The 15,083-nt window shown below is 49.2% G+C and carries 5 protein-coding genes and 2 pseudogenes; all 7 read left to right on the forward strand.

The features are described from left to right. The first annotated feature begins 23 nt into the window (after window positions 1-23). The 7 genes and pseudogenes from lysS to RUM_RS06755 all read left to right on the forward strand — a co-directional run bounded on the left by lysS (window position 24) and on the right by RUM_RS06755 (window position 14,550). Window positions 24-2,048 carry a lysine--tRNA ligase gene (gene lysS, locus RUM_RS06720; protein WP_041326321.1) on the forward strand — a complete coding sequence of 675 codons (2,025 nt, stop codon included), beginning with the start codon at window positions 24-26 and terminating at the stop codon, window positions 2,046-2,048. A 705-nt stretch (window positions 2,049-2,753) separates the two neighbouring features. Then, entirely contained in the window at window positions 2,754-5,960 is a 3,207-nt protein-coding gene (locus RUM_RS06730; protein WP_015558404.1) for an AAA family ATPase, read from the forward strand. A 732-nt stretch (window positions 5,961-6,692) separates the two neighbouring features. Then, window positions 6,693-8,576: a group II intron reverse transcriptase/maturase gene (ltrA, locus tag RUM_RS06735; RefSeq protein ID WP_081460011.1), complete on the forward strand. Its 1,884-nt coding sequence runs from the start codon at window positions 6,693-6,695 to the stop codon at window positions 8,574-8,576. Window positions 8,577-8,737: 161 nt separating this feature from the next. Next, window positions 8,738-11,119 (forward strand): annotated as a pseudogene (locus RUM_RS06740) (helicase-related protein); the annotation flags it as partial. 66 nt (window positions 11,120-11,185) lie between these two features. Then, window positions 11,186-12,598 (forward strand): helix-turn-helix domain-containing protein, encoded by a 1,413-nt coding sequence (locus RUM_RS06745; RefSeq protein WP_015558406.1) that lies wholly within the window; start codon window positions 11,186-11,188, stop codon window positions 12,596-12,598. A gap of 75 nt (window positions 12,599-12,673) precedes the next feature. After that, a pseudogene (locus RUM_RS06750) lies at window positions 12,674-13,015 on the forward strand (tyrosine-type recombinase/integrase); the annotation flags it as partial. Between the two features lie 113 nt (window positions 13,016-13,128). Beyond that, complete coding sequence (locus tag RUM_RS06755; RefSeq protein WP_015558408.1) at window positions 13,129-14,550, forward strand: zinc-ribbon domain-containing protein; 1,422 nt, start codon at window positions 13,129-13,131, stop codon at window positions 14,548-14,550. The last annotated feature ends 533 nt before the right edge of the window (window positions 14,551-15,083 follow it).

The following is a 15,083-nucleotide window of genomic DNA, read 5'->3' on the forward strand; positions in this document are numbered from 1 at the left end:
CCGCCGAGCTGCCGCAAAGTTGCATGAGTGAAGTAGAAAACAGCGCTGCATTGGAAGAAGCAGTGCAGGATGTCCATATTTTAAAGAAGGTTCGCCTGGAAAAGCTGGATGAATTAAAGGTCAAGCATGAGAATCCTTACGAGATCACGAAATATCCGGTGGATGCCCACAATGCAGAATTGAAGGCTGCCTTTGAAAAAGAGGAAGCCCGGATGATCGCTGAGGCTGCCGGCGATGAGGAAAAGCTCAATGCGTTGCTGGAGGCCCAGAAGGAAAAGATCGTGCACATTGCCGGCAGAATTATGAGCTGGCGTGACATGGGCAAGGCGAATTTTATCGATGTGCGGGACGGTTCTGACCGGATCCAGGTCTATGTGCGGATGAATGAGATTGGTAAAGAAGCCTTTGCTGACTTTAAAAAGTGGGATATCGGTGACATTGTGGGCGTAGAGGGCTTTGTGTTCCGTACCCGCAAGGGCGAAATTTCCATACATGCCAAATCCATTGTACTGTTGTCCAAGTCCCTGCTGCCCCTGCCGGAAAAATGGCATGGTCTGAAGGATCAGGATATCCGCTACCGGCAGCGGTATGTGGATCTGATCGTCAACCCGGACGTAAAGGACACCTTCCTCAAGCGCAGCCAGATCCTGCGGGAGGTTCGCAGCTACCTGGACAATCTGGGCTATCTGGAGGTAGATACGCCGGTGCTGCATACGCTGGAGATTGGCGCATCCGCACGTCCCTTTATTACGCACCACAATGCCCTGGATCTGGATATGTATCTGCGGATCGAGACCGAATTGTATCTGAAGCGACTGATCGTGGGCGGCTTTGAAAAGGTATACGAGGTAGGGCGGATCTTCCGGAACGAGGGCATGGACACCTCCCACAACCCGGAGTTCACCTCCATTGAAATGTACCAGGCTTACACCGACTATATTGGCATGATGAATCTGATCGAGGATATGTACCGGACCATTGCCCGGAAGGTATGCGGCAGTGATGTGATCACCTACCAGGGTGTGGAGATCGACATGGGCAGGCTCTGGGAGCGTCTGACCATGGTGGAGGCTGTGAAGAAGTATGCCGGTGTGGATTACAACGATTGGGCAACGGATGAACAGGCACGTGCCGTGGCAAAGGAAAAGGGCGTGGAAGTGGACGAAGGAGATGCTGCCACCAAGGGGCATGTGCTGATCGCCTTCTTTGATGCATTTGTGGAAGAAAAGCTGATTCAGCCCACCATCATCTACGATTATCCGGTGGAGAATTCTCCCCTGGCAAAGCGGAAGCCCACTGATCCTGCATTTACCGAACGGTTCGAGTATTTCATCTACGCTCGTGAAATGGGCAACGCATTCTCTGAGTTGAACGATCCTATCGATCAGCGGGAGCGTTTTGAGCGGCAGGTTGCTGCGAAGCGTGCCCAGGGCAACAACAATGCTACCGTGGATGAGGATTTCGTTACCGCACTGGAATATGGTATGCCTCCCACCGGTGGATTGGGCTTTGGCTTGGATCGTCTGGTGATGCTGCTGACTGACAGCGCATCCATCCGGGATGTTCTGTTGTTCCCCACAATGAAGCCGTTGGACTCTGACAAGAAGGTTTCCAAGGAAGTTTCGGCTCCTGCGGAGGCTGCTCAGACGGCTCCCGTTGTGGAAGAAAAAATTGATTTTTCTAATGTTCAGATTGAGCCTTTGTTTGCTGATCAGGTCGATTTTGACACCTTCTCCAAGAGCGATTTCCGTGCCGTAAAGGTCAAGGAATGCGAAGCCGTGAAGAAGTCCAAAAAGCTCTTAAAGTTCGTTTTGGACGACGGAACTGGCGTAGATCGGGTCATTTTGAGTGGTATTCACGACTATTATGAGCCGGAAGAACTGGTTGGAAAGACCTGCATCGCCATCACCAACCTGCCGCCTCGCCCGATGATGGGCATTGATTCCTGCGGTATGCTCATCTCCGCCGTGCATCACGAAAACGGTGAAGAAAAGTTGCATTTGCTGATGGTCGATCCTCACATTCCGGCAGGCGCAAAGCTCTATTGATTGACCTAAAATTGTCGGTGCTTACGCCACAACTTACGCCAATTTACTCCGAGCTTACGCCAAAAATGCGTTTGGAATTTTGCGATTGCAGACAAGTTCCGATAGCATACGATAATTTCATATGATTTAAGCCCGCTGATTTCGGTCAGCGGGCTTTTCCTATTTCTGCCCCTATTACATCTCTGAGATGTGATAGGGGCTTTTTTTATCCCTGAAAGGTGGTCGAAAAAAATTTTTTGAAAAATCTCAAAAAAACTTCGTACAAATCGAAAAAAATTTCCCAGTTGGTTAGTGAGGGCAAAAACCTCACGAACCTTGAAAATCGAATAGACATTCAACAGGTACATTCCTGATCGGGGGTGAAAGCCCCAGCCGGATGAAGGTGCGCCACGAACTTCCTGCCCACAAGGGTTATCACGGAAAGCAAGGTTGGTAGCGATTCCGAACCATTCTGAAATATCCGCTTGCTGCGGATAAGGCGATGAAACGATTCAGGGACAATGATACTTCCCTATGGGGCTGGCGGAGTACCCGGCAGAGGTGAGATTCCTATGAGTTCGGTCAGCAGCCGAACGCCTGTTGATTTCCTTTTACGCATTTGGGGGATGAGATCGAGTTAAATGCGACCACCAAAGCACAGGACTCCGCTTCCTGTGTTTTGGTGGATCAAGCGATCCAAATCTAATAAGAAGGAGGAAAAGCGAAATGCCAAACTGTAAAACCATTGCTATCTGCAATCAGAAAGGCGGCACAGGCAAAACGACCACAACGGTCAATTTGGGTGTCGGGCTTGCACGACTCGGCAAGAAGGTACTCCTTGTAGATGCCGACCCGCAGGGCGACCTCACAACTTGCCTTGGGTGGCGAGATAATGACAGTCTTACGACGACCATTACCGATAAGCTATCCGGGGTTATCCGTGAAGATCATACAGACCCACGAAGCGGCATTCTGCATCACGAGGAAAATGTCGATCTGCTCCCTGCCAACATCGAGCTGTCTGCTATGGAAATGATGCTTGTGACCGCAATGAGCCGTGAAACCATTCTGAGAAGCTATCTGAGCAAGGTCAAAGACAATTATGACTATGTACTGATTGACTGTATGCCTTCGCTCGGTATGGTCACTCTGAATGCTTTGGCGGCGGCAGATAGCGTAATCATTCCCGTGCAGGCGCAATATCTTCCGGCAAAGGGAATGACCCAACTGATGCAGACCATTGGAAAGGTCAGGCAGTACATCAATCCGAGCCTGCGAATCGACGGTATCCTATTGAATATCGTAGATAACCGCACCAACCTCGCAAAAAGCACTGCCGACGCACTGCGAAAGAACTTTGGAAGCGTTATTAAGATATACCGTTCCTCCATTCCTATTTATCTCTCCGAGGAAGAACTTGCACAGGTGGAAGCACCTCTTACCCCTGTTTGGGAGCATCCGAAGAAAAGCCGGGTGCAGACCTTTGATATTCATCCCGAAATCCCAATGGCAGACCGTCATACCTTTGACCTTGCTTCTCACGAGGTCGAGGAGGTCAACAAAAAGGAGCGTTTCCACCGCAACTATGCGGCGATCACCGTTCTGAAAAAATGTCAGGAAGAAAACCGCTTCGCCACACCGGACGAGCAGATCATTCTCTCTAAATATGTGGGCTGGGGCGGTATTCCCGAAGCCTTTGATGAGAGAGCCGGTTCTTGGCAGACAGAGTTCGGGATGCTGAAAAACATCCTGACGCCGGAGGAATACGCTTCCGCAAGAGAAAGCACTCTGACCGCTTTCTACACGCCGCCAACGGTTATCAATGCCGTGTATAAGGTGATGAAACAGCTTGGATTCCGTGAGGGCAACATCTTGGAACCGTCCTGCGGCATCGGGCATTTTATCGGTATGCTTCCCGAAGAAATGAAGGAAAGCAAGATTTACGGTGTAGAACTGGACACAATTTCTGCCGGCATCGCACAGCAGTTATATCAAAAGTCCTCTATCGCCGCACAGGGCTTTGAGGAAACCAACCTCCCCGACAGCTTCTTTGATGCCGTTGTGGGGAATGTACCCTTCGGGGATTTCAAAGTCCCTGACAAGCGTTACGACAAGCACAAGTTCCTCATCCACGACTACTTCTTCGCCAAATCCTTGGACAAGCTCCGTCCGGGCGGCGTAATGGTGCTCATTACGAGCAAAGGCACAATGGACAAGGAAAACTCCGCTGTCCGTAAGTATATTGCTCAGCGAGCTGACCTGCTTGGTGCTATCCGTTTGCCGAACAACACCTTTAAGGGAAATGCCGGGACGGAAGTCGTTTCGGACATTCTTATTCTGCAAAAGCGTGACCGCATTGTGGATATAGAGCCGGATTGGGTACAGCTCGGCACAGATGAAAACGGTATCCTGATGAACAGGTACTTTGTTGAGCATCCCGAAATGATACTCGGAGAGATGAAAATGGTGTCGGGGCGTTTCGGTCCCGAAGCCACCTGCGTCCCTTACGAGGGGGCAGACCTTGCCGAACAGCTCAGCGAAGCCGTTTCCAATATTCACGGTGAGCTGACCGCATATGAGGTGGAGGATGAGCTTGCAGAGGAGGACAATTCCATTCCCGCAGATCCCACCGTTCGCAACTTCTCCTATACGGTGCTGGACGATAAAATCTACTTCCGAGAAAACAGCCGTATGGCTCCGGTGGAGGTATCCGCTACCGCAGAGAACCGCATAAAGGGTATGATCCGCATCCGTGATTCGGTCAGAAAGCTGATCGAATTGCAGACAGAGGATTACCCCGACTCGGAAATCAAAGCGGAGCAGGAGCGATTAAACGCTCTTTATGATACCTTTTCCAAGCAGTACGGACTTATAAACAGCCGTGCCAACATCTCCGCATTTTCGCAGGACAGTTCCTTTTCTTTGCTCTCGGCTCTTGAGGTCTTGGGCGATGAAGGGCAGCTTGAACGCAAGGCGGATATATTCTACAAGCGAACCATCAAACCACATACCCCGGTCACTTCCGTAGATACCGCCAGTGAAGCACTTGCCGTTTCTATGGGCGAAAAAGCCCGTGTGGATATGGATTATATGTGCGAGCTGACCGGCAAGACCGAGGAAGAAATCTTTGCAGACTTAAAGGGCGTTATCTTTCTGAATCCAATGCACGGGTACGGCAATTCCACGCAGGCAAAGTATCTGATGGCAGACGAATACCTCTCCGGCAATGTCCGGGAAAAGCTGGTACTCGCCCGAAAGTCGGCGGAGCTTTACCCCGAAGATTACACCGTCAATGTGGAAGCACTGGAACGGGTACAGCCGAAAGACCTGACCGCCAGCGAGATCGCTGTTCGGCTTGGTGCTACTTGGCTGCCGACCGAAATTGTCGAACAGTTTATGTTTGAGTTCTTGGGAACACCGAGGTACGCACAGTGGAACATCAAGGTTCATTTCTCTGCCTATACCGGCGAGTGGAATATTGAGGGTAAGTCCTATGACCGCAGCAATGTGAAGGCATACAGTACCTACGGTACGGGGCGCATCAACGCCTATAAGATCATCGAGGAAACACTGAACCTGAAGGATGTCCGCATCTTCGACTATGTAGAGGACGCAGACGGCAAAAAGAAAGCCATTCTGAACAAGAAGGAAACGGCAATCGCACAGGCAAAGCAGGAGCTGATTAAGCAGGGCTTTCAGGATTGGGTCTGGTCTGACCCTGAGCGCAGAGAACGGCTCTGCCGCCTTTACAACGATAAATTCAATAGCCTGCGTCCCCGTGAGTACGATGGAAGCCACATCGTTTTCAGTGGTATGAACCCGGAAATCGAGCTTCGGGAACACCAAAGAAATGCGGTGGCGCACATCCTATACGGCGGCAATACGCTGCTTGCACACGCCGTGGGCGCGGGGAAAAGTGCGACACGTTCGTAACTGAAAAGGTTACGCACAAGTCAGCTAACAATAGAATCGGGATTTGAAAGGAGTCCCTGAAAAGACTTGGAGAACTAATATTCCGATAGGTGGAATGATGGGGTAACGCCCTGAAACGCCTACCTTATAAACTGCGATATGCGGCAGTCCTCTGTAACAAGGGCTACGGTATAACGCTCGCTAAAGTCGGCGGAAATGCACCCAAACGGATTATGCCGTGGAAAGTGTCCCAGAGGTGGGATATGTGCATGATACGCCGGAGGTCTATAAACTGCCTATGGTCAGAATGTCATGGATGACTGACGAAATCCCGAATGTACGGGTCTAAAAGGCGCAGGAGCAGAAATGCTCCTTTCCGATTACGGAAGTATGTGAGGATGAGTAAGAATTTTTACTATGAAAGTCCTTGCGGTGTTATAGGCACCGCCCAGCATACAGGCTCAGAGGGACACCTAAGGGCAGATATGTACAGATAGGAATATTGGAACGTGGAAAGGCTGGAACACGGAGCCGGTTACAGGCTATGAGGTGTTGGATTGGAAAGCGTATTGCGTATAACAATCCTTTATCCAGTTGAGAGAGATGGCACAGTACCGTTGAAGCCGTAGAAATACGGTGGAGGGATGGCCATTAGTCGTCAGCAATCAATAAATTGAAAACTATACAGACACAAAGGTTCGAGTATGACTAAGAAAAGCGAAATCCTCTCGAAAGAAAGGAAAGTACCTGACTTTGGCAAACAAGAAGAAACCCTTAAAGAAACAGAAAATCCGCAACTCCGAATACTACGATATGCAGCTCGCTCTTGACGAATTGTATGCCGCAAGTGTCAAGGGGCAACGGTTCTGCAATCTGGTGGAACTAATAAAACGCCCTAAAAACATCAAGCTGGCCTACAGAAATATCCGAAAGAGCAGCGGCAGTCGGACGGCGGGTGTGGATAATAAAACAATAAGCGATTTGAACAAGTGGAACGAAAATGCCTTAGTTGCCCATGTTCAGCGCAAGCTGGACTGGTATATTCCTAATGCTGTCCGCAGAGTTGAGATACCAAAGGACAACGGGAAAACCCGCCCCCTTGGAATACCCACGATTATGGACAGGCTCATTCAGCAATGTATTCTGCAAGTATTAGAACCTATCTGTGAAGCAAAATTCTTCAAGCGAAGCAATGGTTTCAGACCAAACCACAGTGCAGAAAATGCCATTGCCCAAGCGGAGAGAATGATACAGAACGTAGGTTGCCACTATGTCATTGATATAGATATCAAGTCTTTCTTTGACAATGTGAACCACGGAAAACTGCTGAAGCAGATGTGGACACTCGGAATTAGGGATAAAAAGCTGCTGTCTATCATTTCTGCCATGCTAAAGGCAGAAGTGGCTGGAATCGGTTTTCCCGAAAAGGGTACGCCACAGGGCGGTATCATTTCCCCACTGTTGTCAAACATCGTCCTGAATGAACTGGATTGGTGGATTGTCAGCCAGTGGGAAGAAATGCCTACCCAAAGGAACTATGTACACAGAATCTATGCGAATGGAACCCCTGATAAAAGCAGTACCATCCGAACCCTGCGCAACTACACGAATCTGAAAGAGTGCTATGTTGTCCGCTATGCAGATGATTTCAAAATCTTCTGTAAAAAGCGGTCAGATGCAGTCAAGCTGTTCGAGGCAACGAAACAATGGCTTTTGGAACGTCTGGGACTGGAAACCAGCCCGGAGAAATCGAAAATCGTAAATCTGAAACGCCATTATTCTGAATTTCTTGGCTTTAAGCTGAAAGTTCGAACAAAAGGAAAGAAGCCAGATGGACAACCAAGGTATGTAGTAGAAGCGCATATCAAGGATAAAGCATTGCAGAAAATCCGGGAGAAAAGCAAGGAAATTATTGGGCAGATACGGCAGACCTATGACCCAGGAATGGAATATCGTCTGATACAGAAATACAACTCCTATGTCATGGGCGTTCATAACTATTACAGCATTGCAACCCATGTGAATATTGACTTTCACAAAATCGCTTTCGATGTCAAAAAGAGCCTTTACAACAGATTGAAGCACAGACTGCAAAAGAAATGTCAAATCACAAACAGGTATATCAAGGAGAAATACGGCACAAGCCGGGAGGTGCGTTATCTGAATGGTCATGCCATCGTCCCGATTGCCTATGTTCAGCATAGAGTACCTATGGATAAGAAAAGTCGGGTAAACAAGTACACGCCAGAAGGACGGGTTGAGATTCATAAGAATCTTGCCGGTATCAATATGGCAGTACTCTATCATCTGATGAACAATCCATGCGGTAAGCAAAGTGTGGAATACAACGATAACCGCATTGCGCTCTATGTTGCACAGAAAGGAAAATGTGCCGTCTCCGGTGTGGAACTGGAAGCAAATCAAGTGGACTGTCACCACAAAAAGCCGTTGGTGCTTGGGGGCAATGACAGCTACCAAAACCTGATTATTGTCTCCGATGTGGTTCACATTATCATTCATTCCAGTAATGAGCGCACCATCCGAAAATACCTAAAAGTGCTGAACCCGGATAAAAAGCAGTTGGCAAAGCTCAATAAACTTCGTGTGATGGCAGAAATGCTGGAACTCGTTTTCTAAAGGGCAAATCTGTTTGATGTATAGATTGTCATAAAAAGTGCTGACGATGGAAAGCCGTGTGATGGGAAACTGTCACGCACGGTTTGGAGCGGGGGAAAATCCGGAGGAACGGATATGCAGCCTGCGGCTGCATATCCCGCCCAAAGGATTACCTATCGCTATCCTTCGAGATGGTTTCGGCGGCGATGGAGTCCAAACGGCTCGGATTGCGCAGTAAATCCCTGTTTGTCGTACCCAACCACCTCACTGAGCAGTGGGCATCGGAGTTTTTACAGCTCTATCCCTCAGCCAACATTTTGGTGGCAACGAAGAAAGACTTTGAAACCAAGAACCGCAAAAAGTTCTGCGGCAGAATTGCCACCGGCGATTACGATGCCATCATTATCGGGCATTCGCAGTTCGAGAAAATACCGATGTCCATTGAACGGCAGCGGGCGATCCTCGAACAGCAGCTTGATGAGGTAACGGAGGGCATTGCGGAATTGAAAAAGAACCGTGGAGATAACTTCTCCGTAAAACAACTGGAGCGCACAAAGAAATCTGTCAAGCAGAAGCTCGATAAGCTCAACGACCAATCCAAAAAGGATGATACAGTGACCTTTGAGGAGTTGGGTGTGGACAGACTTTTCATTGATGAGAGCCACTACTATAAGAATCTGTTCCTCTTTACTAAGATGCGGAATGTAGGCGGCATCGCCCAAACCGAAGCGATGAAATCCAGCGACCTCTTTATGAAATGCAGGTACTTGGACGAGTTGACCGGAGGGCGTGGGACAGTGTTTGCGACAGGAACGCCGATCTCCAATTCAATGGTCGAGCTTTACACCATTCAGCGGTACTTGCAGTACAACACCCTTGTTCAGAACAACTTGCAGCACTTCGATGCCTGGGCTTCCACTTTCGGAGAAACCATTACGGCAGTAGAACTAACACCCGAAGGAACGGGATACCGAGCCAAAACACGCTTTGCCCGCTTCTACAATTTACCGGAGCTGATGGCGATGTTTAAGGAAATCGCAGACATCAAAACAGCGGATATGCTTGACCTGCCAGTGCCGAAAGCGGTCTTTCACAATATCTCGGTGAAGCCCTCTGAAATCCAAAAGCAGATGGTAGCCGAGCTTGCGGAGAGAGCCGAAAGGGTACGAAACGGTATGGTTGATGCCAAGGAAGATAATATGCTCAAGATCACCAACGACGGCAGAAAGCTGGCTCTTGATCAGCGGCTTATCAATCCGTTGCTCCCTGATTTTGAGGACAGCAAGCTCAACGCCTGCGTGGACGCTATGTTTGAAACTTGGGAGCGTGGCAGTGAAAAGCGGCTGACCCAGCTATTCTTCTGCGACCTTTCTACGCCGAAAAACGACGGCTCTTTCAATGTTTATGATGACATCCGGCAGAAGCTGATTGCCCGTGGCGTACCCGCCGATGAGATAAAGTTCATCCACGAAGCGGATACCGAAGCAAAGAAGCTGGAGCTGTTCAAGAAGGTGCGCCGAGGGGATGTCCGCATCCTGATGGGCAGTACGCAGAAGATGGGAGCCGGTACGAATGTGCAGAACAAACTTGCCGCATCCTCCGATCTCGATTGCCCGTGGCGACCCTCTGACTTGGAACAGCGGCTCGGTAGAAGTATCCGGCAAGGCAACGAAAATGCAGAGGTTCACATCTACCGTTTCGTAACGGAGGAAACCTTTGATGCCTATTTGTATCAGCTCGTGGAGGGCAAGCAGAAGTTCGCTTCGCAGATAATGACCAGTAAATCGCCGGTGCGATCCTGCGAGGATATTGACGAAACCGCACTGTCCTATGCTGAGATCAAGATGCTGGCGACCGGCAATCCCCACATCAAAGAGAAGATGGACTTGGACATTCAGGTGCAGAAATTGCGGCTCTTAAAGTCCAGTTTCCTTTCCGAAAAATATGCTTTGGAGGATAAGATCATCAAGTTCTATCCGCAGGAGATCGCACGGCGGGCTGATGTAATTGCGGGCTTAAAATCCGATATTGAAAGAGTGGCAGAGCACCCGAAGCCGTCTGATGAAACCTTTATTGGTATGACGGTCAAGGGTGCTTTCTATTCAGAGAAAGCGGATGCCGGCAACGCTATCTTGGAGGCGTGTAAGGCAATGACAAATCCCGACCCCATTCCCCTCGGTGAGTACCGTGGCTTTACGATGGAGCTGTACTTTGAAGCAAGAGAATACAAAGTGCGGCTCAAGGGTGAGCTTGGCTATCCCGTAACCCTCGGCACGGACACCTTCGGTAATATCACCCGCTTGGATAATGCGCTGGAGGGGCTTCCAAAGCGTTTGGAGATGAACGAAATGGAGCTTGATAACCTCAAAAAGCAGTTTGAAACTGCGAAGGTCGATGTGGAAAGACCGTTCCCGCAGGAGGAAGAATTGAAAGCCAAGACCGACCGGCTGAATGAACTCAACGCCCTGCTCAATGTGGATAAGCGTGAGAACGAGATCGTTGGCGGTGAACCCGATGAGGGTGAAGAACCGCCCGAAAAGAAACCGAGGGACTTGGAAAGATAGCCGAACCCCTTGACAATCGTTATCATATATGATAACATTATAATGGATCGGAAGGGAGGGTTTTGTATGACCGAAAAGGAACTGTTGGCGGCAAGGCAGAGCATCGTGCAGAAGCTGACGCAGGCAAGACTGGAAAAAGGATTGTCGCAGGAGCAGCTTGCAAAGCGCATCGGAACCCAGCGTTCCAACATCTGCCGCATCGAAAAAGGAACACAAAATCTTTCCCTTGACCTGATGATCAAGATCGCAGAAGCGCTTGACAAGGATGTGTCCGTAATGCTTGAGGAAAGGAGCAGCACAATGGAAAAAGTATATAGCCTGCGCCTTTATGATGAAACCCTGCTGACCTTCACGCTGGAGGAAAGAGGCTTGGAGGGCTTGCAGGCGACAATTCTTCACACCGAAACGGAAAAGCAAAAGCTGTTTCCCCTCGACTTGGAGCTGACAAACGAGGGCGTTGTGAAGTGGCTGGAACGACGGGTGATCCCGAAGAACCGGCAGTTTGTAGACGAGATCTTAAAGACGCTGGGGCTGAGCGTAAACAACACGAAGGGCATCATTGATGTCTGTATGGGGCTGTCCCTCAACGACAGCTATTGGGTCGTCCCCGCCGACTTTGACGGCAAGTATGCCGATTATAACCTCTATGAAAACCGCTTCTCCGAAGCGCTGTCGCTGGTGGCTTATACCGGTGTGGGCGGCAGCCGGGAGGCATTCTCCACCTCGCCGGAGCTGACTACCAACGGTATGCTGCGGAAGGCTTGGCGGTTCGTGGAGGATGACGGCATCTATCTGTATAAGGGCGGCACGGAGGGCGCTGCGAACACCGGAAACGAGCCGTACAGCGAGTATTATGCCTGTCAGATCGCAGACAAAATGGGCATCGGCTGCGTACAGTACGACTTGGAAAACTGGAAAGGTATCCTTGCCTCCAAGTGCCGGCTGTTCACGGATATTGATACCTCTTTCGTCCCTATCGGGCGTATTCTCTGCAAGACGACGCTGAAAGCCTGTCTTGATTATTACAAGACCTTGGGCGACGAGTTCTACGAGCAGCTTTGCAGTATGCTGGTTTTCGATGCCCTGATTTACAACGAGGACAGACACTTCGGCAACTTCGGCTTGCTGCGGAACAATCACACGGGCGAAATTATAGCTCCGGCGCCCATCTTCGATAACGGCTTGTCGCTGTTCAACTATGCAATGCCGGATGATTTCAAGAACCTGCGTGCGTACGCAAAGACCCGTTCCAATCCTTACCGCATTTCCTATGAGGATGTGTGTAAAGAGGTAATGGGTGCAAAGCAGAAAGCGCAGCTGCGGCGAATGGTGGACTTCAAATTCACCCGTCATCCGTCCCTCAATTTGCCGGAGCAGCGGCTGACAGCCATTGAAAAACAGCTTGGAGAGCGTACAAGAGAGCTGCTCTCCATTCCGGTTCAGAGAAGCGCAAAGCGCAAAAATGAGCCGGAAAGATAATCCGTCTGCGGTGTGGGAGCAACCCCATACCGCAGATACATACTGGGAACTTGACGGTAGAAAAAGTCACAATATGACGACTTTATTTTTGTCAACCGTTACGGGGATGTTCAAAATCAGGGAAACCTCAACAAAGCACTCCGCCGTATGATGCGAGATTGTAATGATGAAATCCTCGAAAAATATGGAGCAGACTCTGATCCGGTTCTTCTGCCACAGTTCAGTTGCCACATTCTCCGGCACACATTCGCAACAAGGCTATGTGAGTCGGGAGCAAACCTTAAATTCATTCAGAGCATCTTAGGACACGCTGATGTATCGACGACGATGAATATCTATGTTGATGTGACCGACGCTCTGAAAAAGAAAGAGATCACCGCCTTTGATGACTATATGACAACCAAGCTGGAAACTTGAAGGGAAAGCACTCTGTGAGTAATTCGCAGAGTGCTTTCTCTTTTTCGCACATTTCTCAAAACTGAGGATGGAAATTATACTATAAGCAGTAATGAGAAATGGAGCGTTCAGATATGGAGAATAGTTTAAGCAGGATGCGACCGCATCTTGTATCAGAGTGGTCAGAAAAGAACTTTCCGTTGACTCCTGATACAGTGACCTTTGGGTCTAATAAAACTGTGTGGTGGAAAGGGGCTTGCGGTCACGAATGGCAGACAAGCATTAAAGCTCGCTCCGCAGGCGAGCAATGTCCAATATGTTCGGGAGCGAGGGTGCTTCGAGGTTATAACGACTTTGAGAGTAAGTTCCCTGAGCTTGCGAAGGAATGGTCGCCCAAGAATGAGCCGCTAAGACCGTCGATGATTACAGCGGCTACGCACAGGAAGGTAATATGGCGGTGCAAGCTCGGACACGAATGGACGGCATCTGTGAAAAGCCGGACGGTGAACGGCACAGGTTGTCCCTACTGCTCACACAACTTTGTACTACCGGGCTTCAACGACTTGGCAAGCCGTTTCCCTGAAATCGCTAAGGAGTGGTCAGAGCGCAACCTTCCACTGACGCCGGATCAGGTTACGGCTTTCAAGAATATTAAAGTTTGGTGGAAATGTCACTTGGGTCACGAATGGAACACATTGATTTCAACCCGTGCCGGAGGAAGTCAGTGTCCCTATTGTAGTGGGATTAAGCTACTCAAAGGATTTAATGACTTAAAAACAAAGTACCCATCCCTTGCCGCAGAGTGGTCGGAAAAGAATCTGCCGTTGACTCCCGATGCAGTCAATGAGAAGTCAACAAAGAATGTTTGGTGGAAATGCCGTACCTGCGGCTATGAATGGAAAGCCGTCGTCAAAGCACGGGTCAAAGGCGGTATGTGTCCTGTTTGTGCTGAGAGAGCCGTTCTGCAAGGCTATAATGATCTTGGAACAACTGATCCTCACTTGCTCTCAGAATGGGACTATGAAAAGAACTCCAAGTGGACACCGAGCAATGTATCGAGAAACTCAATGAAGGTCGTTTGGTGGAAATGCGGAGCAGGACACTCTTACCGTGCCAAAATCACAGATAGAACTATTGAGCAAAAGGGTTGCCCTCAATGTGAAGCGGAGTTTCAACAGGCTCTCCCGCAGATGCTGATAATGATGTATGGAGCACAGAACGGCATTACGGTCAAAAGCAATAGCGACTCGGAGCTTGGAATGCGACTTGTTGCATACCTCCCTGAATTACATTGTGCGGTCGATATTGCCGGAGCAACCGTGACGGAGAAAAGAGAGCAAAGCGTGAAAGCCCACATTTGTCAAAGTAACCGGCTGGGTTACTACCTTATTAAAAGAACTGCGGATGCTTCGCAAATGGCAGCGGAAATCAAAACGCTATTTATCCGCAATCATATCTATCTCCATACGGATTCCGAGAAAGATGTTCAAGTGCTTCGAGAGAGATTTTTAGAATGGAAATATCGAAATGCTTGTAAACTGAACGGAAAATATTGAGTTTCGTTAAGCCGTGTGTTATACTGTTTTAGTCGTAAGTTTCAGTATAGCACACGGCTCGTTTTCAAAAAAATGAAGCCACCTTACGCCAGCTTACTCCACGGCTTACGCCATTAGATTTTCCGCTATCTGAATTAGGCGTAACTGAGCTTACCCCAGCTTCAAATGAGTAGGTGCCGGTCGGGACTTATAGACGCTAAGCGGAGCTTATCTAAGGCTGGTCACGAAAATCCCGACAATGAAGCCGTTGGACTGAATAAGGCTGTATAAGGGGTATGTATCTCAAGCTGTCGGAGGAACCCATCGAGTGCATTTATCCAATAAAGATGGATTGAGATTACCTATGAAAAGTCCATACAATTTAAGCCCGCTGATTTCGGTCAGCGGGCTTTTTCTGTGCAGATACATTCCTGATCGGAGGGCGAAAGCCCAAGCCGGATGAAGGTGCGCTGCGAACTTCCTGCTTGTAAAGGCTATCACGGAAAGCAAGGTTGGTAGCGATTCTGAAATATCCGCTTGCTGCAAATAATGAA

It is taken from the genome of Ruminococcus champanellensis 18P13 = JCM 17042, assembly GCF_000210095.1.
Lineage (GTDB): Bacteria > Bacillota > Clostridia > Oscillospirales > Ruminococcaceae > Ruminococcus_F > Ruminococcus_F champanellensis.